The sequence below is a fragment of the Psychrobacter urativorans genome (assembly GCF_904846675.1).
Classification (GTDB): Bacteria; Pseudomonadota; Gammaproteobacteria; order Pseudomonadales; family Moraxellaceae; genus Psychrobacter; species Psychrobacter urativorans_B.
On record NZ_CAJHBT010000008.1, the window covers coordinates 34,670 to 58,703 of the forward strand.

At 43.0% G+C, this 24,034-nt stretch carries 21 protein-coding genes; 5 read left to right on the top strand and 16 right to left on the bottom strand.

Annotated elements, in window-relative coordinates; translation table 11 throughout:
• Window positions 1–132: 132 nt before the first annotated feature.
• Both JMY06_RS05530 and JMY06_RS05535 read left to right on the top strand, forming a co-directional pair.
• Window positions 133–777 carry an AzlC family ABC transporter permease gene (locus JMY06_RS05530; RefSeq protein WP_201617066.1) on the top strand — a complete coding sequence of 215 codons (645 nt, stop codon included), beginning with the start codon at window positions 133–135 and terminating at the stop codon, window positions 775–777.
• Window positions 767–1,123 (top strand): AzlD domain-containing protein, encoded by a 357-nt coding sequence (locus JMY06_RS05535; RefSeq protein WP_201616969.1) that lies wholly within the window; start codon window positions 767–769, stop codon window positions 1,121–1,123. Before JMY06_RS05530 ends, JMY06_RS05535 begins: the two co-directional genes overlap by 11 nt.
• Window positions 1,124–1,257: 134 nt before the next feature.
• Here JMY06_RS05535 and purF read toward each other — a convergent pair whose 3' ends face one another.
• The 11 genes from purF to JMY06_RS05590 all read right to left on the bottom strand — a co-directional run bounded on the left by purF (window position 1,258) and on the right by JMY06_RS05590 (window position 12,308).
• Complete coding sequence (gene purF / locus JMY06_RS05540) at window positions 1,258–2,793, bottom strand: amidophosphoribosyltransferase (RefSeq protein WP_201616971.1); 1,536 nt, start codon at window positions 2,791–2,793, stop codon at window positions 1,258–1,260.
• 299 nt (window positions 2,794–3,092) lie between these two features.
• Entirely contained in the window at window positions 3,093–3,590 is a 498-nt protein-coding gene (locus JMY06_RS05545; protein ID WP_201616973.1) for a CvpA family protein, read from the bottom strand.
• Window positions 3,591–3,643: 53 nt separating this feature from the next.
• Window positions 3,644–4,678: a quinone-dependent dihydroorotate dehydrogenase gene (locus tag JMY06_RS05550; protein WP_201616975.1), complete on the bottom strand. Its 1,035-nt coding sequence runs from the start codon at window positions 4,676–4,678 to the stop codon at window positions 3,644–3,646.
• Between the two features lie 178 nt (window positions 4,679–4,856).
• Entirely contained in the window at window positions 4,857–5,258 is a 402-nt protein-coding gene (locus tag JMY06_RS05555; RefSeq protein WP_201616977.1) for a DUF4870 family protein, read from the bottom strand.
• A 193-nt stretch (window positions 5,259–5,451) separates the two neighbouring features.
• Window positions 5,452–5,997, bottom strand: coding sequence for a type II secretion system protein GspM (gene gspM, locus JMY06_RS05560; protein WP_201616985.1), 546 nt, complete (start codon window positions 5,995–5,997; stop codon window positions 5,452–5,454).
• Between the two features lie 143 nt (window positions 5,998–6,140).
• Window positions 6,141–7,436 (bottom strand): type II secretion system protein GspL, encoded by a 1,296-nt coding sequence (gene gspL / locus JMY06_RS05565; RefSeq protein ID WP_201616987.1) that lies wholly within the window; start codon window positions 7,434–7,436, stop codon window positions 6,141–6,143.
• Window positions 7,437–7,485: 49 nt separating this feature from the next.
• A complete protein-coding gene (sixA, locus tag JMY06_RS05570) occupies window positions 7,486–7,944 on the bottom strand; it encodes a phosphohistidine phosphatase SixA (protein ID WP_201616989.1) in 459 nt (152 codons plus the stop codon).
• Window positions 7,945–8,015: 71 nt separating this feature from the next.
• Window positions 8,016–9,122 (bottom strand): NAD(P)H-dependent glycerol-3-phosphate dehydrogenase, encoded by a 1,107-nt coding sequence (locus JMY06_RS05575; RefSeq protein WP_227672201.1) that lies wholly within the window; start codon window positions 9,120–9,122, stop codon window positions 8,016–8,018.
• A gap of 397 nt (window positions 9,123–9,519) precedes the next feature.
• Window positions 9,520–10,197 carry a nitroreductase gene (locus JMY06_RS05580; RefSeq protein WP_201616991.1) on the bottom strand — a complete coding sequence of 226 codons (678 nt, stop codon included), beginning with the start codon at window positions 10,195–10,197 and terminating at the stop codon, window positions 9,520–9,522.
• A gap of 83 nt (window positions 10,198–10,280) precedes the next feature.
• Window positions 10,281–11,381 (bottom strand): cell division protein ZapE, encoded by a 1,101-nt coding sequence (zapE, locus tag JMY06_RS05585; protein ID WP_201616993.1) that lies wholly within the window; start codon window positions 11,379–11,381, stop codon window positions 10,281–10,283.
• Window positions 11,382–11,648: 267 nt separating this feature from the next.
• Window positions 11,649–12,308, bottom strand: coding sequence for an alpha/beta hydrolase (locus tag JMY06_RS05590; protein WP_201616995.1), 660 nt, complete (start codon window positions 12,306–12,308; stop codon window positions 11,649–11,651).
• A gap of 339 nt (window positions 12,309–12,647) precedes the next feature.
• On the opposite strand from JMY06_RS05590, the gene JMY06_RS05595 reads away from it, so the two are divergent.
• The 3 genes from JMY06_RS05595 to xseB all read left to right on the top strand — a co-directional run bounded on the left by JMY06_RS05595 (window position 12,648) and on the right by xseB (window position 15,255).
• Entirely contained in the window at window positions 12,648–13,034 is a 387-nt protein-coding gene (locus JMY06_RS05595; RefSeq protein ID WP_227672189.1) for a hypothetical protein, read from the top strand.
• 318 nt (window positions 13,035–13,352) lie between these two features.
• Window positions 13,353–14,939, top strand: coding sequence for an exodeoxyribonuclease VII large subunit (xseA, locus tag JMY06_RS05600; protein ID WP_201616997.1), 1,587 nt, complete (start codon window positions 13,353–13,355; stop codon window positions 14,937–14,939).
• 61 nt (window positions 14,940–15,000) lie between these two features.
• Window positions 15,001–15,255 carry an exodeoxyribonuclease VII small subunit gene (gene xseB / locus JMY06_RS05605; protein ID WP_201617070.1) on the top strand — a complete coding sequence of 85 codons (255 nt, stop codon included), beginning with the start codon at window positions 15,001–15,003 and terminating at the stop codon, window positions 15,253–15,255.
• Window positions 15,256–15,281: 26 nt separating this feature from the next.
• Here xseB and pncB read toward each other — a convergent pair whose 3' ends face one another.
• The 5 genes from pncB to JMY06_RS05630 all read right to left on the bottom strand — a co-directional run bounded on the left by pncB (window position 15,282) and on the right by JMY06_RS05630 (window position 23,777).
• A complete protein-coding gene (gene pncB / locus JMY06_RS05610; protein WP_201616999.1) occupies window positions 15,282–16,499 on the bottom strand; it encodes a nicotinate phosphoribosyltransferase in 1,218 nt (405 codons plus the stop codon).
• 314 nt (window positions 16,500–16,813) lie between these two features.
• A complete protein-coding gene (gene msrAB / locus JMY06_RS05615) occupies window positions 16,814–18,637 on the bottom strand; it encodes a bifunctional peptide-methionine (S)-S-oxide reductase MsrA/peptide-methionine (R)-S-oxide reductase MsrB (RefSeq protein ID WP_227672190.1) in 1,824 nt (607 codons plus the stop codon).
• A gap of 468 nt (window positions 18,638–19,105) precedes the next feature.
• A complete protein-coding gene (locus JMY06_RS05620; RefSeq protein ID WP_201526774.1) occupies window positions 19,106–19,984 on the bottom strand; it encodes an ATP-binding cassette domain-containing protein in 879 nt (292 codons plus the stop codon).
• Between the two features lie 85 nt (window positions 19,985–20,069).
• Window positions 20,070–22,040 (bottom strand): glycine betaine ABC transporter substrate-binding protein, encoded by a 1,971-nt coding sequence (locus JMY06_RS05625; protein WP_201617001.1) that lies wholly within the window; start codon window positions 22,038–22,040, stop codon window positions 20,070–20,072.
• 288 nt (window positions 22,041–22,328) lie between these two features.
• Window positions 22,329–23,777 carry a coniferyl aldehyde dehydrogenase gene (locus JMY06_RS05630; RefSeq protein WP_201617003.1) on the bottom strand — a complete coding sequence of 483 codons (1,449 nt, stop codon included), beginning with the start codon at window positions 23,775–23,777 and terminating at the stop codon, window positions 22,329–22,331.
• Window positions 23,778–24,034: the final 257 nt, after the last annotated feature.

The window sequence follows — 24,034 nt, forward strand, 5'->3', positions numbered from 1 at the left end:
CCTGAGGAATGAGCAAAAAATTAATTAACCCGTTAGAAAAATTTAGGATAGCACGTGAGCATTCATTCTAAGCAGCAACGACAGCCGACCTATCAATGGGCTGGCGGCTTTAAAAAAAGTATTCCGGTAGCAATGGGTTATATTCCAGCTGGCATTGCTTTTGGTGTATTGGCACAGGTTGCAGGCGTGCCTATTTGGGCAACCATTATGCTGAGCATCGTATTGTACGCTGGTGCTGCGCAGTATGCGTGCTTGCCGATGCTCAGTGCTGGACTACCGGTTGGCAATATAGCCACCAATATTGCCGCTATTAATCTGCGCCATGTGTTTTATGGTGCGCCATTATTGCAATATCTACCGACTCAAAAACTTGCCAAGATTTACTGTTTATTTGCCCTCACAGATGAGACCTTTTCGGTGATGACCAGCTTACCTGCCGATACAAGGCAAGCGCTGATACTACCGATAAGTTTATTTAATCAAAGCTGGTGGGTATTGGCGACGGCTATTGGCGTAGTAATAGGTAGCGCCCTCGACGATTTAGTACCGCACTTAGATTTTGCTCTGATTTGTCTGTTTGTTATCTTGGCTTACGAGCAATTTCAAGCTATTAAACGCTACTTCCCGATTGGTATTGCCTTTATTGCCTTAGCTATTGCCTCTTTATTTACCAGTCATTGGTTATTATTGGTGGCTATTGCGGTTTGTATGCTACTGATTTTAGCACGTGCATTTTTGTTACAGCGTACGGTGACAGGAGGTTTTCATGACCAGTAGTTACCTAATTACAGCGACCTTTGCCATGGCGACAGTCACTTTTATTACCCGTGCTATACCAGCATTAATACCGCAAAAATTGCTGGATAAGCCATGGCTACATCGTCTTAATGAGAGCTTACCATTATCAGTATTGATATTATTAATTCTAACCAGCCTTGCCTATCAAGATTTATCACTAACAACTGGCTTGAATGACGCTGCGCTGCATTTATTACTGGCTCAAATTGGCGCTTTATTGCTAGTATTACTCATCTATCATATCAGTCGCCAACTACTGGTCAGCATGGTGGTTGGTATTGCCGCTATCAACGGTTTACTATGGTTATTTAATCACTTTTTATAATTTATCTGATTTTATAAGTGAGTTGCGTCTTATAAATAAATACGCTATATCAAATTGACCATAACAAAACAGGCTAAACCCTATAGAGGATTTAGCCTGTTTTTATTTAAACGAGCTTATTTTTGGGCGTGCTTTTACATTTCTTCTACACCCGTCATATCGACAGGCGTATCTGCAACCACTTGCACGCCTTTTTTACCAGTTTTGGCAGTTTCACTACGCAGCTCTTGTAAATGATCAAGATACGCTTCGTTAATTTGACCGGTGATATAGCAGCCATTAAATACTGCACAATCAAAGCCTTCAACCTTACTGTACTTGGTGTCTTTCACCGCATCAATCAGGTCATCTAAATCCTGAAAAATCAAACGATTAGCGCCGATAATTTGGCGGACTTCTTCTACGCTATGACCTGAGGCAATCAACTCGCTGCGTACCGGCATATCAATACCATAGACATTAGGGTACTTTACTGGCGGCGCGGCGCTCGCAAAAAAGACCTGTTTAGCACCAGCATCGCGTGCCATTTGGATGATCTCGTGGCAGGTGGTTCCGCGCACAATAGAATCATCGACTAATAGCACATTCTTACCTTTGAACTCTAGCGGTACTGGGCTAAGTTTTTGACGAACCGACTTTTTACGCTGCTGCTGACCGGGCATAATAAAGGTACGCCCAATATAGCGATTCTTCATAAAGCCTTCACGGTACTTAATGTTCATCATCAGCGCTAATTCCATCGCGGAAGTACGCGAGGTATCAGGAATCGGTATCACGACATCAATATCGTGATCTTCGCCCCACTCTTTAAGAATCTTTTGGCCAAGCTTTTCACCCATACGTAGGCGGGCTTTATAGACTGAAATGTTATCCATAATCGAATCTGGACGTGCAAAATAGACATATTCAAAAATACAGGGCGTATACTCTTGTTGCTCTACGCATTGATGGGTATGCAATTGGTGGTTTAAATCAATAAATATCGCCTCACCCGGTTTGACATCACGAATAATGCTAAATCCTGAACCGGTAAGCGCAACCGACTCTGAGGCCACCATATATTCTGTGCCCCCATTTTCTCCTAGACGCTCACCGAAAATCAATGGACGGATACCGTTCGGATCACGAAATGCGAGTAAACCATGACCAGTAATCAACGCTACTACGCCATAAGCCCCTTCGCAGCGGCTATAAACTGCCGTTACCGCTTCAAAAATATCATCAGGGGTCGGATGAGTTTTATTGAGATTTTGCATTTCGTGCGCCAATACATTCAATAAGACTTCAGAGTCTGAGTCAGTATTTAAATGACGACGATCATCTTGATACAACGACTTTGCCAAGCTCTCAGCATTGGTCAAATTGCCATTGTGCGCCAAAGTGATACCATAAGGCGAGTTGACATAAAAAGGCTGCGCCTCAGCACTGCTAGACGTGCCAGCGGTAGGATAGCGAACGTGACCGATACCGAACTTACCCACCAAACGCTGCATGTGCCGATTCATAAAAACATCGCGTACCATGCCATTTTCTTTACGCAAATATAAACGCCCGTCTTGTAAGGTCACAATGCCCGCCGCATCTTGCCCGCGGTGTTGTAACATGGTCAAGGCATCATAAAGAATTTGGTTGACTGGCTCATGAGCTGCAACCCCAACGACTCCACACATAGTTATATCCTATTTTTAGCCACGCATTAGTAAGGCAATAATGACACGGTTACTGACAACACTATCTGTCAGACAATCGGTACTGATGATTTTGCTTGCTGAAATTAGAGTGTTATTAAAGATAAAGAATTGATAATCTATGAATGTTGCTTTATGAATATTAAAATTATGAGTATTAAAAACCATAAGCGTTAAAAGCTATGAGCGCTAAATGAGGTTAGCTAACCGTTTATCAATGGCTCATTTAACAGGGCTTGATTCAAAACAGTCCTGTTGATCGACGCCTTATTTATCATAGCTTATGATTCATTTATTTGATCCCAAGCGACATCTAGTATATCTGACGCTAAATTCTTGGCCATAGGGGCATAAGGTAATAATTCAGGCGCTAATACTGACGTTTGCCATTGCGGCATCTGTACCAATAACGGCGCACTTACACTGAGTACTACTAAGATAATGAGGACATTTTTGGCCGCACCAAGTACGCCGCCAGCCATTTTATCTACTACGCCCAGCCGTAAGGTTTTAAGCACCCCTGAGAATACGAATGCCACCAGATGCATAACCGCCAATATGACTATCACTACTAATAAAAACGCCATTGCCATTTGTAGTACAGGGCTTTCTATTAACCCTGACAACTGCGGCGCGATGGCACTTGCCAGCCTAGTAGCAGCAATTAGAGCAATAAACCACCCTACCAAACCGACTGCTGTTTTGATCAAACCCACTTGAAAGCCGCGCCATAAACCCATTAAGACAACAACGGCAATCACAATATCCAGACCACTCATGTTTACCACCTTGTCTTTATTGATCTAATTAACCAAGTTGTTAAGTAGGCTATTTAACTTTCCATAGCATCATAATAGCCGCCAATCGCTTGAATACAGGACTGTACCAAACCTGGACCTCGGTAAATAAGTCCGGTATATAATTGCACCATATCGGCACCAGCTTTGATTTTTTTCACAGCTTTTTCGCCGCTATCGATACCGCCAACCCCAACTAATGCAACTTTATCATCCAACTGGTCGGAGAACTGTTGTAATATTTGAGTGCTAATGTGGCTGACCGGACGACCTGATAAGCCGCCAGCTTGCTCGCCATCGGTTAAATCTTCGACACCAACTCGGCTTAGAGTAGTATTAGTCGCAATCAAACCATCAATTTCGAAATCTAGTAGTTGCTGCGAGATATAATCGACCTGTGTTGGTTCTAAATCAGGAGCGACTTTGAGCACTAGCGGCACATAAAACCCATATTCGGTGGCCAACTGGTCGTGACGATTTTTAATAGTATCTAACAGACGAGTTAAGGCCTCGCCGCTTTGTAGATCACGTAAATTTTTAGTATTGGGTGAGGAGATGTTAACTGTAATATAGGAAGCATGCGGATAGACGCGCTCAAGACAATAAACATAATCATTTGCTGCATTCTCAACGGGCGTACTGGCATTTTTACCGATATTAATACCGATATTGCCTTTATACTTGCAGCGTTTGACGTTCTCAATTAGATAATCAACGCCTTGATTATTAAAGCCCATGCGGTTAATAATCGCATCTGCCTGTCTAAGCCTAAATAAGCGCGGCTTGTCATTGCCAATTTGCGGTTTTGGAGTAACAGTGCCCACTTCGATAAAGCCAAAACCCAATTCGGCAAGCGCATCAATATAGTCACCGTTTTTGTCCAAGCCTGCTGCCAGCCCAACAGGATTAGAAAACTGCAATCCCATACAATCTATCGGCTGCATATGCTGACCATAAACCAAGCCTAAGGTACGCGCTTTATGGGCTTTGGACAATAAAGACAAGGTCATATCGTGGGCGTGCTCAGGGTCCATCTTAAACAAAAACGGGCGAAGTAAGGCGTAGGACATAGTAACGATGAACCCTGATTAAAGAAAAATGGTGAATGGGACAAAATGTATCAAATTAAGCGCTGTAATTATATCAGCTTAACAGAAATAAGACCGAAATTTCATACGCTAGGACTTAAAAAAGACAGATTAATTAATCAATAGTCAATGAATAAAAACTTAACTAACCTAAACAATGTTATGGCACAGGACGATTATCCGTCAGTGCAATCCAGCCACGGACAATACGGTATAGGTGCCAAATAAAGGTGAATGCCATAATAAGCAGACCCAGTCCAGTCAATAAAATTGACCCGATGGCACCGTTACCACTATCTGCCATCACACTCACGCCTAGACCCCCTAAGGCAAATACTAATAACATACCACCGATTGCAAACAAGACGATGCTGTACCAAAAGGTCTTAATCTGCCAATCAAAATGGGTTGCTAACCATGAACCATCAGCATCATGTCGCTTAGTATAGTTCATGACAATAGGCACAATCCACAGCAGTCCAGCCGTAAAATAGCTCACTACATATAGTAAATAGGTTATGTGGTTATAAGTAATTAAAGTGCGTTGTTTATCATCAGTCATTACGCTACCTTGACGGCTTCAGTTAGGTTAATGGTTAGGTTCTCAGCTAGCCTCTTGGTTAAATTAGTTTAGCCGTTCTTTTAAATTATAGCTCTTAGAATATTGTCTTGAGAACAGCCATATCTTTATTATCATTGTGGCAATGACGCCTGTTTTCAAGATGATGGCTGCATCTATCTCCTAACAAGCATCGTTAAAAAATCACCGTCGCTTGTACCTGGATATTCTTGGTAATAACGTCTTGCTGTATGGATAATTGCGTAAATTGCCAGCCCTGCTGTTCAAGCTTCGCAAGTGCCGCACTGACGATGGCTTGGCTAGGATAGTTAAAACTAAATTGCACGGCATCACCAGTTGCAACGACTTGCACATTGTCGACACCGGAGGCACTAAGCGTAGCATTCACACTACTAGCCGGTAGCATTGACGCGCCCTCTTGGCCAGTAGCCGTATTTAGAGTGCTATCAATATTACCCGCTTGCGAACGCAGCCAAAAATAATCGGCCACTTGCTCTTGATAATCCGCCTTACTGTCTGTAGCCGCTTGGCGCACGCTATAACCGCCGTAACCACCAATGAACAATAATAAAAAAGCCAACAATATGTATAAAGCCAGCTGATCGCGAGGTGGTAATAGCTGCCAGCGTGACCACAGCAGGTTTTGATACTGAATAATACGCCCTGACAAAACACTGGCTGTTGGTGTACGGATTTTGACACGATGCTGTAATATTTTCATCACTCAACCTTGGTTGCTTATGCTACTTACTAATTATTAAGCACTAATTACTATCATGTCTAAAAGATGTGAATCGTGAACAATGACAGATATATTATCGATGCTGTTAGTAGTACATTGATTAGTAGTGCATCCACGCTGCTTTAAGATTCAGTAGCCGAAGCTGGTGCTGAGCTGTCGGCTATCACATTCACCGTTATTTGACCGCTAAATTGCCCTTGCTCATTACTATCGACCCGCTCCAAATTAGCACTCAAACCTTGTGTATTAAGCGTATTAGCAAACTCATCAAGGCTACTACGGTCTGGCGCGATTAATGTAAATCTCAATACAGACGGCTCCATAACCAGAGCTTGCGCTTGCAGAGAGGACTGTTTAATGAGCGGGGCTATGCGTGCCAATAAGGCAATATGAGAAGCCGGTGCTTGGCTATCATTGCGCAATTTTGGTTGCACCTGTGCTTGCAATTTCGTACGAGTGCTCAACGCCTCATCAGGAAACCACGAATTATACTGAGCAGCAACCTCTGTCTGCGTGACAATAGCAGCTTCACTGTAGCGATACCACTGGACGCCATCGGTGGCTATTTGCAGCACCAAAGCCGATAACGCTACCATCATAGCCACGCGCAGATAAGGCGATAAATGCGAGTCTGACGATTTAATAAAGAAGTTAAGCGCATGACGCTCAGGATTGTCAATAGGCGTAGGCGTAGCTGGTAGGACGGTCAGTAATAACTGACGTTCTGCAAGTAGCGCGGCTGTTTCTTTCGCTATATTGCTTGCTGGATTTGACCCTGTTTTTTGTAAGTTAATGCCGTTATCTGCATTGTCTGCACTGTCAATAACACTATTAACTATGGAGTTGGCAGAGATATCGAGCATCGGTAGCACACAAACTTCGTTTAACTGTGGCAAGCGCTCAAAGATTAGTGGCAAATAACTGACCGCCAGCCCTTGGTATGATGACTGGCGTAGTAAGGTGGTATATTCATCTTGATATAACACCACTTGCTGCCTTGCGCCCTCCTCGGGAACGGGTAACATTAAAAAATCAGGCAATAACGCTTGAATGGTCAAGCCTGCTAGCACTGCGCTTTGCTGCCAAGTCTCGATATCACTTTGCACCAGCGCATATAAATAATGATTATTAGCATACCCAATCTGCCGTACGGCTAATTGTTCGACCGGAGTAAGGGACGTCTCTTCAAATAAATATTGTTTGCCTGTACTCCCTAATTGCTTAAGCTGGGCAATGCTAAGCTCAGTATCTACTTGTAACAGATTGCTTGAAGGGAAATATAGACATAGGGTTTTATGGCCATGTATGCTATAGATATCATGCAACTGTTGCCAGCCATCGACCGCATGCCACTGTTCTGTATTCTCATGCCAAACAGCCAGCGGACTGTGCTGCGCTCTTAACCAAACGTGTAACACTAAGCGTGTCCTTAATTGTTAAACCGCTTATTAAAAAGAGCTGTCAATATTAACGCGGCTGGACAGAAACGAAGCGATCAATCTCTTTTGCCATACCAGACATAACAAATTCCATCTCAAATACCCGCGCCTCTGCCAACGAAAACGACTCAGGACTGACGCCAGTGAGTAAGCTAGCAATATGCGCCACAATTGACATATGGCAGACCACTACCAAACATTCTGCTTCAATATCTGCAAGTTCTGTTAAGGCGGCGCGCGCATCATCAGCTGGGGTGATGTTATCTTGAACTGTTACGGGTACATTGGGCGCTCGCGTTTGCAATTGTGTTAAGGTTTGCTGCGCTCTATCATAAGGGCTAACCACAAAATAATCCGGCGTATAATGCGCGGTAATATAATCAGCTGTTTGGGCGGATTGCTGTTGCCCAAAGTCGGTTAATTGACGCGCGCTATCTGGGCGTGTCTCATCTTCAGCTTGCCCATGGCGCATTAGTATAATTTTCATAATAGTTCCTATACTTCTTATTAATTGCTTCTCAGCACATTTTTCTTACTGAATTTTTTTATATATTGTTTTTAGTCGTCAGTATTGTCAATGCTGTCATCACTTGCGGCTTGCATCTGCGCTGTGAGCGAGGCGTTACTCTGGTCGTGGGCCATTACAAACTCGACATCACTACGAAAGCCAGCTTCCATTAAATGTAAAGCCACGCCAAGAGCGGCTTTATCTTCATAAATGACGGCATATAACGCATGAGTAATGGGCATATAAATACCTTCTTTGGTCGCCTTTTCATGCACTTGCTGAATAGTATTCACCCCTTCAGCGGTTTGTCCGAGTTTTTTGACTGCCGCATCAATATTCATGCCGCGCCCCAGCATATTACCGATACGATAGTTACGGCTAAGCTCTGAGTTACAGGTGGCATATAAATCACCAACACCTGATAAGCCTAAGAAGGTTAATGGATTCGCGCCCGTTTCTACTCCAAAGCGGCTCATTTCTGCTAAGCCACGCGTTAATAGCATTGCTTTAGTATTTTCGCCGACATCATAAGCAGCTGCCATGCCCATGGCTATGGCGTAAATATTTTTGAGCGCCCCGCCAAGCTCGACGCCGCGAATATCATCACTGGCAAATACCCGGAAAAAGGCACTGTGCAGCGCTGCTTGTACCGCATGGCGTAACGGCTCTGAATCACTGGCAATTACCGTAGCAGACGGCATATTTTTCATGATTTCTATCGCAAGGTTGGGGCCTGACATAACTCCAAAATTCACTTCCGGCAGCTCATCTTTAATGATGTCGCTCATCAGCGCAAATGTATCTTTTTCCATACCTTTAGTCAGGGATACAATCGACTGTCCAGTAAGAAAAGGGGCAATATTTTTGAGAGTTTCTCGAAAGGCTAAGCTGGGAACCGCAACAAAAACGATATCTTTATCTTCTATAGCATCTTCTAAATCATGGCTATATTTAAGGCGTTCATCAAGCTTATAGCCTGGCAGATACTTTTTATTCATCTGCAATTTGGCCATTGACTTGACGGTACGCTTGTTACGGACCCAAAGCGTGGTATCACAGCCATTACGCGCTGCTAAGTTCGCCATTGCGGTACCAAAGCTACCGCCACCCAAAAATGCTAAGCGCAGTTTGGCAGGATTTTTGTGGATTTTTTCCATATTTCTAGCAACATCGGCTTCAACGCTGCTCGGATCAATCTTTTTACGGCCAAGTCCTGATTTGGTCGCGCGTTCAATAATACCTGCCAGCAATCCGCCGTGCTTTTCATTATGGCTGCCGTCGTTTTCTTCCTTTGGCTTAAGGGGTTTCTTTTTATCAACCACTTTTTTAGCAATTACTTCTTTATTAACAGCCACCTTATCAGGGGTGTTATTTTTGCTAGTATTTGCAGCTTTACTGTCGTTAGCAGAGTTGTCAGCGTGATTTTCAGTAGGGCTTGTCATATCCAATCATCCGTGTTGACCGATTTATATCGTTCATGCAGCTTATACGCTTGGCATAAGAAGGTATAGCATTATATTGCGCTTCAACGCCCAATAGTGTAAGCATGTAAGCTTACGACTCAAAGCGTATCAGCGGCTCAATATCAATAGGTTTACGCACAGGCGTATCACAAGGACTGGTACCCGTATAAACAAAAGCCGTGACATAATCATCTGCGCCCACATCAAAATAAGCTTTTACAGCTGGCTCATTACACAGCAGTCCGGTACGCCAAACGGTGCTAAACCCTTGTGCTTTTAAGGCTAAAATTAGGTTTTGTACCGCAGAACCCGCGCTTAGCATTTGCTCAAAGGGCGGCACTTTTTTATGTTCTTGCATCTTAGTCACGACAGTTATAATAACTGGGGCACGTAGTGGCAAATTAGACATTTTTTTACGCTCTTTGTCCGAAAGCTCATCCCCTTCTCTAGCAGCTTTTGCTTCAGCAGCGGCCACTAAAGCACGACCAAATTGGTGACGGGCATTGCCTTCGGTGATAATAAAACGCCATGGACGCAGTTTTTTATGATCAGGAGCGGTAGCCGCACAGCCAATCGCCGCTTTGATTTGCTCATGTGTGGGCGCAGGAATGCTCAAATTACCAATGCTGCGTCTTGACTTTATCCAGTTAATCAACTGCTCATCAGTCACTTGCGCATTTTTATTGTCTACTTCTATAGTATCTATTTGGGCTATACTTACTCTCTGGTCTTCAGTTGCATTTACTACCGTATCTTTAGACGTGCTCATTATTTATCCTTATTTTTATTAATCTGAATACTTTATCATTAATACACCATCAATATCCTATCAGTAGCCCATCAATAAAGTCTCTACGCGGCATCATCAAGACGGTGCTTCATTTTTAGATAATCTTCCGATTGCATCTCAAGCAGTCGTGAGCGCGTACGCTCAATCTCAAACGACAGCTTTTCGCCTTGATATAAGTCAAGAATAGACTGCTCAGCACGAATCAATAGCTTCACGCGCCGATCATAAAACTCATCAACCATATAAATGAAGCGGCGAGTCGGATCGCGCAAATTATCATCTAAGGCCGGTACTGCATTGACCAAGACTGTACTGTAGCGATTGGCAATTTCAATAAAATCAGCCGCTGAACGAGGCTCCATACATAAATGACGGAAGTCACAGAATAAAATGGTTTCCGTTCGGGCATTAACTATTATCTCACGACCATTAACTTCAATCGGCTCATTACTTATTTTTATATTGTTAGAGAGACTGGCAAAACGGTTCGCAAGCCAATTGTGATTACTTTTAGTCATTGGTGATTTGTAAAGCTCGGCTTGCTGCAAGACCCGTAAGCGATAGTCAATGCCCGAGTCAATATTCATGATCAGCGTGTGGCACTCGAGCTCAGCAATGGCGGGCATAAAACGGTCACGGTGTAGACCATCTTTATACAGTCCGGACGGCTTAATATTGGAGGTGGTGACTAAGGTAATACCTCGATCAAAGAGCATGGTAAATAAGTCGCCTAAAATCATCGCATCGGACACGTTCGAGACAAAAAACTCATCGAAGCAGATAATGACCGCTTCTTTATAGATAATATCAGCGACTTTCTCTAACGGGTCAGACTCACCATGGATGTCGTTTAGCTCTCGATGAACGCGTTGCATAAAATGATGGAAGTGCTGACGCATCTTGCGCTCGATGGTCAACGAGTCATAAAACATATCCATCATCCACGTCTTACCGCGCCCAACTCCTCCCCACATATACAGACCCTTTGGCGCGACAGGTTTCGCTTTTAAAAAGCTAAAAAAACCTTTTTTTTGTTCTACGCTATTCTCGAGCTGATGGTATAGCTCATCAAGGTAACTCATAGCCTGATACTGCTGGTCATCTCGAGTAAAATCATCGGTACTGATAACTTGCTCGTAGCGCTGCAATGGAGATAATCTCATAAGGCGACTCGTCTTTAAACAAAATGAATAAAGTGTTAAGACCGTCAGCTACTACTAACTTATGATTTTTGCACTGAGACAGTAGCAGCTGATATATCAAATGGCTCATCACGTCCATTCTTTAGGTTAACACGGCTTTAGGTATAACCAACAAACAATAATCGTAAGCAATTAAATGCAACCATTGATGACTTCATAAAAATAGAAATACACGCTAATAACAAATGACACTTTGAATCAGGGCGAGCAAAGACTAATCCACAGTAATTAATCTGTATTGCCAAAACTATGCTTTTCTAACAGCTTTTTCAACTCAGTCAAGCGCCCGTGAAAGAAATGTCCAGCGCCATCAACCACGCTGACATCAATACCCAAATTATCAGCAAAGGCTTGCATATTAGCCGGTGCAATCACCTCATCAGCATTACCATAAATCTCAAAAGTCTTGTCGATGGGTAAGCTGATATCACTACTGTCATTTTTTTCTATTGACGGTGAGATGAGGGCAACTTTATTAATCTCAAAATCACTCAGGCCCCACACCTGTGGCGACACCAGCACTTGCTCAGCGACACGCGCCGTTACATAACCGCCAAAAGAGAATCCGCCAAGCCATAGTTTGCGTGCATTAGTCTGCCCTGCAAGCCATTGTAGCACGGTCATTGCGTCCAGCACTTCACCGTCAGCATAGTCATGCTCGCCAGTCGATTGCCCAACCCCGCGAAAGTTAAAACGTACCACATGCATGTCATTATCACGGGCAAAACGGTACATAGTGGTCACGACTTTATTATTCATCGTCCCTTCAAACAAGGGGTTGGGATGACACAATAATGCTACCGTGTCGGTATTCGGATCATTAGGATTGTCTTGTTGCCACAGCGCATCAACTTCTAACACGCCAGCAGGAGCAGGAATTAAGGGCATATATTTCATTACTAATTGAGAATGGAGGGGCTAATTATCCTAGATATGATTTATATTTCAAGTCATTTGCTGTGTATCTACCGTGTTTACCTTATTTAACGTCTAATACAAACCAATAACTATTAATAGTTGCTGCAAATTGCATGCTGCATAAGTAAACCCTGTTAAGCATCACTTCGTAAATAGGAGCAGGCAACATGACCGCAATACCGCACACAATGACCGTCTAGACGCTAAGGATATAAATAGGTTAAATATATAATGCTTACTGCCCGATTCTATGTTTATTGATTAATTCTAACCCATTTCTTATTTTTGTCCCATTTATAGGAAAATTTTATGAACACTTTCATCAAAACTGCCGCTTTTACTAGAACCGCTACTTTGACAGCCACTTTAGCAGTGGCGATGGCCTTGAGTGCCTGTCAAACCACTACATTATCTCCCGTTATTCAACGCGCGGACTCTACTTATGAGACCACTGGTATTAGTGATACAAAAGCCAAAGCGCAGCAAAATGCTCTCGACAGTGCGAAGAAAAATTGCGGCTCTCGTCAAGTAATTATTGTCGATGATGAAGCCAAATATAACGGTATTTTAGGTGAGCGTACTGGTCGTGTGATTGGACAAATAGGCGGCGTATTGGGTGGTGTGTTAGGTACAGGTTCACCTGACTTATCGCGCAATGATGATTATGAATATAAGATTAATTTCCGTTGTCAGTAATCTATTTAGCATCACTGTTTTGAATGAATAATAATTGCTATTTTTTCTGATTGTTTGTTATTTAGTTTTCTAAAAGCAAACTACTTTCTAGCTGTTAGATAAGAAGTGACTTCCAGCCAATAAGTATGGGATAAGGATAAATTCCTGATTGCAGTTTTATTGGCGATGCCTTTTATACCTACATTTTTTATAAACAAGCTTTTTGTCTGCCTAATTTTAGGCTAAGCTATCAGGCTGGCACCTTCATACTTTATATCTTTTATATCTTTTCTAACTTTTATAGATTTTATTCTCCCTATATCCTCTTGGTCAAATATTATGCGCAAACCCAATCTTGCTAATCTCGCACATGCAAACGCTAAAAAAGATAAGGCGGCTAAGGTAATAGTACCTGCCAAGGATTTAGCGACTTTAGAGGCTGAGCTTGCTGAGCAAGAAAGCAGTCTTGAAAACCATCTTGAAGATACCGTGCTGCGTCTCAGTGATTATTTAGCAGCGGTAGAGATGGTCGTTAAGCAAACCTTTGAGCATCGGGTATGGGTCAAAGCTGAGATTCGCAATCTATCTAGCAAAGGCGGGCACTATTACTTTGAGTTGGCCGAAAAAGACGACGATGGCAAAGTAGTGGCGAGCTGCCGTGGTAACCTTTGGCGCTTCAAAGCGGCGCGCGTATTAGCAAAATTTGAGCGTGCAACCGGCATGCCACTCAGCCGTGATTTAACGGTATTACTAAAAGTGTCCGCCGGTTTTCACCCGCAATACGGCTTTTCACTCACTATTGAAGATATTGACCCCAGCTATACCTTAGGTGATTTAGCCCGGCAATACGCTGAGATGATAGACCGCTTAACCGGTGAAGGACTGATGCATCTCAATCAGCAATTACCTGCCCCGTTCGATATTGAGCACGTTATTGTTATTGCTCCTGAAAAGGCTGCCGGATTAGGTGATTTTCAAGCGGATGCTGATAGATTGGCCAGTACAGGTGCTTGTCAATTTCATTATCATCACGCTACCTTTCAAGGTAATCATGCGCCAATGGAGATTCGCCAAGCGATTGTTAGCGCCCAACAGCAGTTCTATACGACCTATCAGCGTCTGCCAGATTTGCTGGTTATTATTCGCGGTGGTGGTGCAGTTGGCGACTTGGCCTATCTTAATGATTATGAGCTGGCCGCGCTGGTTGCAGAACAGCCCGTTCCGGTATGGGTCGGCATTGGTCACGAGCGCGATAAGGTCGTTTTAGATGAAGTCGCGCATATTAGCTTCGATACCCCATCAAAAGTCATTGCGGCCATTTTTGCCCACTTAGCGCAATTAGTAGCACAAGTTTTAGGTTACCAAGGGCAAATTAAACAAGCCGCTCAGCGACAATTAAAACTAGCTGAACAGCAAGCTACGCGGCAACTCAGTCAAGTACAATCGCAGACTATCGGCCAATTGACTGCCTTGCAAAAGGACAGTAATTTTGCGTGGCAAAGTATTCAGCAAAGTGCCCATCGGCAAGTAAAACAAGCCGCGCGACTAACAGCTGATTGGCAGAAGCAGGTACAGACTGCTGCCTATCAACAACTAGGCAAAGCACGTAATGACAGCGCTAATTATCAACAAGTAATCATGCACTATGCTCAGCAGCATGTTATACAAGCGCAGCGAGAAAGCGTACATCTACGTGATATCGTACTTCTGCATCGCCCAGAACGGGTGCTGGAACAAGGCTATACCATGCTCACCGATGAGACAGGCAAGCAGATATTAACCAGCAGCGCCCAGCTTTATTCTGAGCAAACCGTTAAAATTATATTAAAAGACGGGCAGGCGACTGCGCGTATCAGTCAGGTCGAAATATCCGATACAAGAGACACGGATATTGAATCCATATCAGATGATAATGAACTAAGCTAAAGGTATAGAAAGATCTACCTACTATGTTGTTAACTTTAAATCTAAAAAATTAGGATAAATGATGACCGTCACTCAAACCAAACCAGCCACTCGCAAACGTAAAAAAGCCGCCCCAAAGACCTTTAAGGCGGCTTACGATATCCTAAAAACCAATGCCGCTGAATTGCAGCAACAAGATGAGCCAGATATTGATAACTTAATGACTACCGTTGAAGAGTCTATTGCCGCTTATCGAGTATGCGAGACTCGTATTAACGCTGTGCAACAAGCTTTAGATGCTGCTTTTGCCGAAGAGACTGATAACAGCGCCAGCTAAGTTACTGATAATCTAGACCGTTAAATCTATTTAGGCTCATCGACTTCAAATACTTGGCGCAGATAAGCCAAATAGGTATCGTTATTAATCATGGTTTTGCCAGGACTATCAGATAGCTTAGCTACCGGCTGACCGTTACACTCGACCAGTTTGAGGACGATATTCATCTGCGTTAGGCCCATATCATTGGTCAAGTTTGTGCCAATACCAAAGCTGGTTTTGATGCGGTCTTTAAAATACTGATGTAGCTCCCAAGCTTTATTTAAATTTAACCCATCGCTAAAGGTTAATACTTTAGTTTTTGAGTCTATTTTTAATTTTTGGTAATGGGCAATGGCTTTATCGCCCCAAATGTATGGATCGCCACTATCATGGCGCAAACCATCAAATAGCTTGGCAAAATAAAGATCAAAATCACGCAAGAATGCATCCATTCCGACCACATCAGTCAGCGCAATACCCAAATCTCCACGATATTCATGGACCCATGCCTCTAAAGCGGCTTTTTGTGAGTCGCGCAGGCGCACATCTAACGCCTGAAAAGCTTGCATAAACTCATGTGCCATTGTGCCTATGGGAGTCATCTCTAATGTTTTGGCAAGCAGCACATTGGATGTACCACTGAAAATATCTGGTTCTGCTTTATGTAAAGTTTCTACCACATGAGCCTGCCACTGTTTACTAAAACGCCGACGCGTCCCAAAATCAGCAACGATAAAGGGCGGTGCATCTGTCTTTTGCTGCTGAGCATAGCTATGTAACAGCGCAACCTTTTCGTCCAAGCGCTTTTGCCCCTCTTCCATAACGCTAGGGTCTGTTAAAGCATTAAAATACAGCTCATTAACGATAGCCAATACAAACACTTCAAAGAACATCGCTTGAATCATCGGGCCTTCAATATCGATAAACAATCGCCCTTTACCATCGGTGCTCACTGTAACGAAACGACGTTTAAGTTGGAATAGTTCTAGATAGTCAACGAAATCTGAGCGCATAAAGCGTAAGTTACGCAAATAATCAAGCTCATCTTGTAAAAATCGCAATTTACATAAGCTGTCTAATTGCTTCTCAAGTGCCTCCTTGATATCAGCAAGAGGATAAGCGGCATCTTTGTTATTGCGACAACGAAAACGATAAACACCATGGGTTTGTGGAAACTGGTGCAGCATGGCTTGTAGCATTGTGAATTTATATAAATCGTTATCAAGTAACGAGGTAATGATAGGGGCATGGGCAACGATCATGTTACGGCCTTAAACACAAAAATAAAAAAACACCGCTTAATTAAGTTAAGCGACATCATATAAGGGTAAAAATGGATAACGCTAACTCGTAGCGAGCCATTGATAATGGCGTTAAGTATAACGGCATTTGCTGCTATTTTCAGAGTTCAGGACTGATCGCAGCAAAACTACTACGTTTAATAAAGCCGTCTATAAAATTAACTCGTAAATGCCTGTCATAAAAAAGGCGTTAAGATTGAATCTTAGCGCCTTTTTTATGAATTAGGCTATAATTATACGGCGGCTATTAATAACTAACGTATGAATCTTAATAACTAGGATTTAACCAATTTTACCAATGGCGCATAGCCAGATTGCGGCATCACATCCACAGGAATGAATTGTAGCGACCCGCCATTGATACAATAACGCAAACCACCACGATCTTTAGGGCCATCAGGGAATACATGACCTAAATGCGAATCAGCGACTCGTGAGCGAATCTCGGTACGTGCCATATTAAAGGCCATATCGTCATGCTGAGTAATCACTTGCATATCAATCGGCTTAGTAAAGCTCGGCCAGCCACATTGTGAATCGTATTTATCTGTTGATAAGAACAACGGCTCACCGCTTACCACATCAACATACAAACCTGGCGCAAATAAATCATCATATTCGTGACTAAACGCGCGCTCAGTACCCGCATTTTGGGTGATATTATATTGCTCTTTGGTCAAGGTATTTTTGAGTGCGTTTTTATCCCCTGCCGCATAACGCTTAGGATTTAAAGTTTCAGCGACGGTATTAACTGGGGCCAGCTTAGTACGGGCCGTACCGACAGGCTTATCATCCGCAAGACTTAAGTCAACATGGCAATATCCATTTGGATTTTTGGCAAGATAGTCTTGATGATACATCTCAGCCACGTAGAAGTTATCTAACGCCTCGTTCTCTACCACGATTTTTTGTTTATACTTGCCTTGTTGCTCTTTAACGGCGGCATCAATGACGGCTTTATCTTTGCTATCGGTGTAATAAATGCCCGAACGATATTGTACGCCGCGATCATTACCTTGCTTATTCAGGCTGGTCGGATCAATCACTCGGAAGTAGTACTTCAGTATGGTATCGAGATCAGTTTTATCGGCATCATAGGTGACCTTAACCGTTTCAGCATGTCCAGAGCCGCGCATGACCTGCTCGTAACTTGGGTCTACCTTATCAGCGTCGCCATTGGCGTACCCTGATACCGCATCTACCACACCGTCAACGCGTTCCATATAAGCTTCAATACCCCAAAAACAGCCACCAGCAAGATAGATTGAGCGGGTGTTAATTGGTTTGCCTTGAGCGTTATAGTAAACGTCACCTTTTTGCTTAATGGTTTCAATCTTACTGTTGTTATCTAGCGCTTGAGTTGCAGCCGGTTTCATATTACCGCTTTTAAGCTCAGCGAAGTCATTGCCGGCATTTTCAGCCAACGCATAAGCTTGCTCAGCGGTCATGTTACCTTTAACTAAATGTACTAAATTACCGTTTTTATCCAATATTGCCCAGCTTGGATAAACCTGTACCCCCAGCTTATTAATGAGCTCGCCTGAGGCATCAACCAATACTGGTAATTGTGGATAATCCGCTTGCACGCCTTCATACCAAGTACTGAATTCACCATCGGCTTTTTCATTCAGATGCCCAGGACTGGCAACCGTCACTACGTTGAGGTCGGCAAACTTAGGATCAGTGCGCCAGCTTTCCGTTTCTTCCAGCGTTCCTAAGCACAATGGACACCAGCTTGCCCAAAACTTTACCAAGGTCGGCTTATTAGGATCAATGACTGCAGCACCATTCGCACCAAGCCCTTTGGTTAATTGCGGCAACGCTTGCATTTGCTTGAGCATATCAGATGGCAGCATATCGCGTGAGCTGGTCACGCCGCTATTTTGGCTGCCCGATTTAGAGCTACTATTAGCACTATTTTCCGCACCACTCATTTGACCGCAACCGATTAATATGCCTGCGCTTAGTACACTGGTTACCCCAAACGCACTAACGTTTTTTAGCCAACGTGATGATTGACGCTGCGACTCTAAAGCTGAATCTAGCATTGAATTAGTATCGCTATTATTTCGGTCATTACGAGGATTTTTATGTGGCATTGTATGTCCTTTTTACGAAGCCTTGCGGCTATATATTGCATGAGAGCTTATCATCTACTTGAAAGTGCCCTATCAAGGACTTCCTAAGTAATAACGGTATTCAATAATAGTTCTTTATAAAAAAATGATTTTATAGAAACAAATATTATAAAATAAAAACAGTTTAGAAATTTAAGAAGAAACCTCATTTGTAGGTAGATATTACAGGGATATGACCATAAATACCATTAGATAATATTAATAAGCAGTATTTATAATTTAGTTTAAGTTAACAGTAAAATACGCACTGACACATTTTTTTAACAGGTCTGTAAGAGCACGAATATAGAAGGAAGATTAATGAAGATTTGAATTGCGGTTCACAACCTATATAGGGATAAATGCGGAAAATCAGATATTATTAAAAGATAATATAAAAATAAAGATCATGGTTTCACACTTGCAACTTATAATATATACTTAGGCTATTTATGATTTAGCCGTCATAAACTGTGCTACATAATCATCAGCAGGATGATGGCGTAAGTCGGCTGCAGTCCCAGTTTGTATTAAACGTCCACCATTTAAAATGCTAATACGCTGACCAACTTTTACCGCTTCATCAATATCGTGAGTGATAAATACAATAGTTTTATTAAGCCGTGCTTGCAGCTCAAGCAATTGATCTTGTAATTGGGAACGAATAAGTGGATCAAGCGCAGAAAATGCTTCATCCATAAGCAAAATTGGGGTATCAGCGGCCAAAGCTCGTGCCAGACCCACTCGCTGTTGCATACCGCCTGATAGCTCATCAGGATAGCTGTGCTCTAAGTTAAGCAGACCGACTTCATTAAGCCAATGCCGTGCAATATCATGACGCTCGGCGGTCTTCATCTTACGGACGCGTAACCCATAGGCGACGTTTTGAATCACAGTCATATGCGGCACTAAACCAAAATGCTGAAATACCATGCTGGTCGTTTGCTGACGATACTGCTGTAACGCTTTCTCTTCAAGCTCTAAAATATTAATAGGAGCTGAAGATAAAGCTTTTGGAGAAATATCGTTTGCGATATTAGTCTGCGCATCAATAGCCGTATCGACCCATATTTTACCGCTGCTGGGATCAATTAAGCGATTGATGTGACGTATCAGCGTTGATTTCCCAGAACCTGATAACCCCATAATACAATGCAGCTCGCCCGCTTTAATCGCTAAATTAATATCATAAAGCCCCACCGAATATCCGGTCTGAGATTTTACTTCGATGCTATCCATACCTTCGGCCAGTAGTGCCATTGCAGACTGTGCTTGGACCGCGTTAGCATTATAAATTTTACTGATATTTTCTAACCGAATATGATTCATCATTGTTCTCTTTATAGTTTTACGGCAATTGGTTTTGCAACAACTGGTTTTTGCATCTTATGAAGATAAGCTCTAAACGAACCTTTTAACCAATCTGTCGTCTACCCGCTTTGATGGTCTTTTGTCTTGCACGCCGACCTTGGCCAAAGGCTTGGGTAATACGGTCGATAATAATCGCCACAATGACGATTGCCGTACCCGCTTGTAAGCCTTGACCGATATTAAGAGTCTGAATCGACTGCAATACGTCCTCACCAAGACCGGGCGCACCAATCATAGAGGCAAGCACCACCATCGCCAGCGACATCATCACCGCCTGATTAATCCCTGCCATTATATTCGGTAGCGCTTGTGGTAGTTTAATCCAAATTAATAGCTGCCAATGCGTACTACCAAATGAGCGTCCTGCTTCGACCATTTCGTGATTTACTTGAGTAATCCCTAAAGTAGTCAGGCGAATGAGCGGTGGCAGAGCGTAAATGACGGTAGCAAATAACGCGGGTACTTTACCAATACCAAAGAGCATCAGTACGGGTATTAAATATACAAAGCTGGGCATGGTTTGCATGACATCAAGTATCGGCGTAATGATTTTGCTCAGCAACCGACTGCCAGACATCGCAATACCAATAGGGATACCGATGACCACTGTCACCAATACCGATATGATTAATAGGGCTAAGGTATCGATCAATGCGCCCCACAAACCAAAGGCACCAATCAAGAATAGCCCGACCCCACAAGCAAGTGCAAACCATATTTTGCGCACCCCAAACCATGCCAATACCGCTACTAAGGCAATGATTAACCATGGTGGAATGAAGGTGAGAAAGCGCTCAATGGGTAATAATAAATAGGTCAAAGCGATTCTACTAATACTACGAAAGACATCGCCATAATTTCTGACAACCGTGTCTAACGACTCATTGAGCGGCGTTTCAAGCGACCATGACGGAAAGCTTGATGACAGCCCTAATATATTATTAGTTTTTGCAGTCGTATTAAGCGGTGTATTGATGCTGGTATTGCCAGCACCATCTGCTGTCAAACTAACATTAATTGCAGCGGCAAGGTTATTAGCCGCCTCGTCCGACAGCCACGCTTGCCAGACATTCGGATTGTCCCGCAAAAATTTAAGCGCTTGCTCATCACCACTGCGCTTACTTTCACTCATCTCTAAAATAGCGCCATTAAGCTCATCGGATGTAAGTTGCACTTTTTCAAATACCGCCGACAGCTCGGGATTGGCATTAAGAAAAGGCGTCGATACCGCAATTTTAAGTGGTGATACTGGCGCGCCAGAGACACAATCTGAGGTGCCATTAGCCAGTAGCAAGTCTTGCCAGCAAGCTTCATTATGAGCGGGAAAATTAAGTTCGGCAAAGTCGTATTTGGCGATTAAACCTGTCGGCTGCCAATAATAAAATAATAATGGTTTACGCTGCTCAAAAGCAGAGGCAATCTCCGCATCAAGTGCAGCGCCCGTTCCGGGATGGACATTATTAAAGGTCGTATCCAGACCGGTATTCTTAAGTAGACGAGTATTAAAAATTTCACATGCCCAGCCTGACGGACAGTTCATAAACCTTGATTTGTTTGGGTCTTCAGGGTCTTTGAACAGCTCAGCGTATTTTGGTAAGTCTTGATAACGACGTAGACCGGGATTGTCCTCCATCACATATTTAGGAACGTACCAGCCTTGGGTCGCACCGCCTTTCAGTGTGTCACCAATCACAGCCACCTTATTATCATTAATGGCCTGTTCCATAATAGGCGATCGCCCTACCCACTGCTCACCGATAACTTGAATATCATTTTGAGATAAGGCGCTCTCCAGCGCAGGACCTGCTCCTGGTACTTCTTCAATAGTGCAATTATAGCCACTCTCAGCAATATATTTCAGGATACCCGTAGTGAATTGACCACTTTCCCACGTCAACGCACCGAATTTAATCGGCGTTGTACATGCCGGCGATGTTGCCAAGGCTGCCGATGCGGAGAGGGACAATAATAGTGAGCTTATCAATAGTAAACTTAACGCAATCCATTGGCGCACGGCAAATCCTATTTATGTTATCGTTAATGTGGTTATTGATATTGTAGCTATTAATATTATAGTTATTCGGATATTTATGAGAGCGTGCCAAAGCTTATGTTCGATAGTAAATAGAAACATACTCTCATTAGCGTTTAGTCTTACTATGAAGTGTAGCGATTTATGTTATTGATAACAAACTTTTATTTAATGATTATTAAGCAATATTTTTAGTTAAATAATTTATAAAAAAATAGCGCCTAAATTAATAGACGCTATTACAATGAAATAGTCATAATTGAATAGAATTTATTTTAATAACAATGCCATGCCTTTCTTGAACAGCTCGCCATAAGGTGGCAAGAGCAGATTCATACCATTTATTTTGGCTTGTACAAAGACGGGTTTCATATGGCTGAAACGCTCAAAACCGGTTTTGCCATGATAAGCGCCAATCCCAGAATGCCCAACCCCGCCAAATGGCAAATCATGCTGCGCCACATGAATGATGACCTCGTTGACACAAACACCGCCCGACACTGTATGGGTGCGGACTTTTTCAATATCGTCATCATCATTACCAAACACATAGAGTGCTAATGGACGCGGACGCGCATTAACAAACTGAATGGCATCATTAAGGGTTTCATAATGTATCAGCGGTAGAATCGGCGCGAATATCTCGTTTTGCATTACATCACTGTCAGCGGCAGGTTCAGTGACAATAACTGGCGGCATTAAACGGGTCTCAGTATTGACAGCAACGTCCGTTAACTGATGAATACTATCCGCTGGTAAGTCTTGCAGATAACCTTGTACCCGTTTGAATTGTGCGTGGTTGATGATATGAGTGTAATCTTGGTTGTTATCAATATTAGGATAGTGCTCTTGCATCCACTCTTTTGCTAAACTAATAAAACGCTCATGATACTGGCGCGGAATAAGCACATAGTCAGGGGCAATACAAGTTTGCCCCGCGTTGAGAGTTTTACCCATCATGACCCGATTGACCATACTTTCAAGATTGACATCATGCGTTACAATAACGGGAGATTTGCCACCCAGCTCAAGGGTTACTGGGGTTAAATTGGGAGCTGCAGCAGCCATTATTTTTTTGCCTACTGCAGTCGAACCGGTATATAGTAAATGGTCAAAAGGCAGTTTACTAAAGGCTTCGGCAATATCAACCTCGCCGATTACCACACAAACCATATCCGCTGAAAAATAATGAGCAACGGCTTCAGCAAAGGCATCTGCAAATTGCGGCGCCGACTCGCTCATCTTAATCATCACCCGATTACCAGCAGTTAACGCATCAATCATCGGCCCTATCGCTAAATATAAGGGATAATTCCACGGTACCATAATACCTACCACGCCCAATGGCTGCGGCTGAATTTCGTTATGGGCCGGTAAATATAGCGGTGAGATAGAAGCGCGGTAGGTTTTCATCCATTTTTTGCCATGCTTTTTGGCATGACTGATGCCTGTAAAGCTTGGAAATAATTCAGCAAACTGGGTTTCTGACACGCTACGATGCCCAAAGTCGACGCTAATGGCTTGCGCTAAACTGGTTTGATTATCACTTAATAGCGCGTCTAAATTGTCTAGTTGAGTGGCGCGAGTGGCCCAATCCAGAATTGGCTGAGTGCGACTAAGCGCCTGCAGACGCGAAAACTGCGCTTGCAGCTGCTTAATGCTCGTAATCGTACTAAGCACAGAGTCAGTATTGCTGGTGGTCTGGTTGTTATCGGTCATGAGTCGTCCTTGTCATATGAGCTAGAGTCAATATGCTCTAGCCAGTTGCTATTTAATGTAGCGTATTGATTAATGAATAGAAAGGGCGTTTGGCATACTGGTAAGGCTGTATAAAATTATTTTTGGCTTTTCATAAACGTAACTGCTACCTCATTATCAAAACTCATCCTGATTTAAACTTGGGAGATAATATTAAAAACTGCTACACTCAATAGCATTCATAAACGATAAAAAATAAGACACCTATCCTAATGACC

Bases quoted from the DNA above. Each gene is read 5' to 3' on its own strand.
- zapE (WP_201616993.1), bottom strand. From the start codon at position 11,381: ATGAGATTATCTCCATTGCAGCGCTACGAGCAAGTTATCAGTACCGAT.
- JMY06_RS05575 (WP_227672201.1), bottom strand. From the start codon at position 9,122: ATGGAAAAAATCCACAAAAATCCTGCCAAACTGCGCTTAGCATTTTTG.
- purF (WP_201616971.1), bottom strand. From the start codon at position 2,793: ATGTGTGGAGTCGTTGGGGTTGCAGCTCATGAGCCAGTCAACCAAATT.
- xseA (WP_201616997.1), top strand. From the start codon at position 13,353: ATGCGCAAACCCAATCTTGCTAATCTCGCACATGCAAACGCTAAAAAA.
- JMY06_RS05620 (WP_201526774.1), bottom strand. From the start codon at position 19,984: ATGAATCATATTCGGTTAGAAAATATCAGTAAAATTTATAATGCTAAC.
- JMY06_RS05595 (WP_227672189.1), top strand. From the start codon at position 12,648: ATGAACACTTTCATCAAAACTGCCGCTTTTACTAGAACCGCTACTTTG.
- JMY06_RS05555 (WP_201616977.1), bottom strand. From the start codon at position 5,258: ATGACTGATGATAAACAACGCACTTTAATTACTTATAACCACATAACC.
- sixA (WP_201616989.1), bottom strand. From the start codon at position 7,944: ATGAAAATTATACTAATGCGCCATGGGCAAGCTGAAGATGAGACACGC.
- JMY06_RS05530 (WP_201617066.1), top strand. From the start codon at position 133: ATGGGTTATATTCCAGCTGGCATTGCTTTTGGTGTATTGGCACAGGTT.
- xseB (WP_201617070.1), top strand. From the start codon at position 15,001: ATGACCGTCACTCAAACCAAACCAGCCACTCGCAAACGTAAAAAAGCC.
- msrAB (WP_227672190.1), bottom strand. From the start codon at position 18,637: ATGCCACATAAAAATCCTCGTAATGACCGAAATAATAGCGATACTAAT.
- JMY06_RS05590 (WP_201616995.1), bottom strand. From the start codon at position 12,308: ATGCCCTTAATTCCTGCTCCTGCTGGCGTGTTAGAAGTTGATGCGCTG.
- JMY06_RS05580 (WP_201616991.1), bottom strand. From the start codon at position 10,197: ATGAGCACGTCTAAAGATACGGTAGTAAATGCAACTGAAGACCAGAGA.
- JMY06_RS05545 (WP_201616973.1), bottom strand. From the start codon at position 3,590: ATGAGTGGTCTGGATATTGTGATTGCCGTTGTTGTCTTAATGGGTTTA.
- JMY06_RS05630 (WP_201617003.1), bottom strand. From the start codon at position 23,777: ATGACCGATAACAACCAGACCACCAGCAATACTGACTCTGTGCTTAGT.
- gspM (WP_201616985.1), bottom strand. From the start codon at position 5,997: ATGAAAATATTACAGCATCGTGTCAAAATCCGTACACCAACAGCCAGT.
- JMY06_RS05535 (WP_201616969.1), top strand. From the start codon at position 767: ATGACCAGTAGTTACCTAATTACAGCGACCTTTGCCATGGCGACAGTC.
- JMY06_RS05550 (WP_201616975.1), bottom strand. From the start codon at position 4,678: ATGTCCTACGCCTTACTTCGCCCGTTTTTGTTTAAGATGGACCCTGAG.
- pncB (WP_201616999.1), bottom strand. From the start codon at position 16,499: ATGATCGTTGCCCATGCCCCTATCATTACCTCGTTACTTGATAACGAT.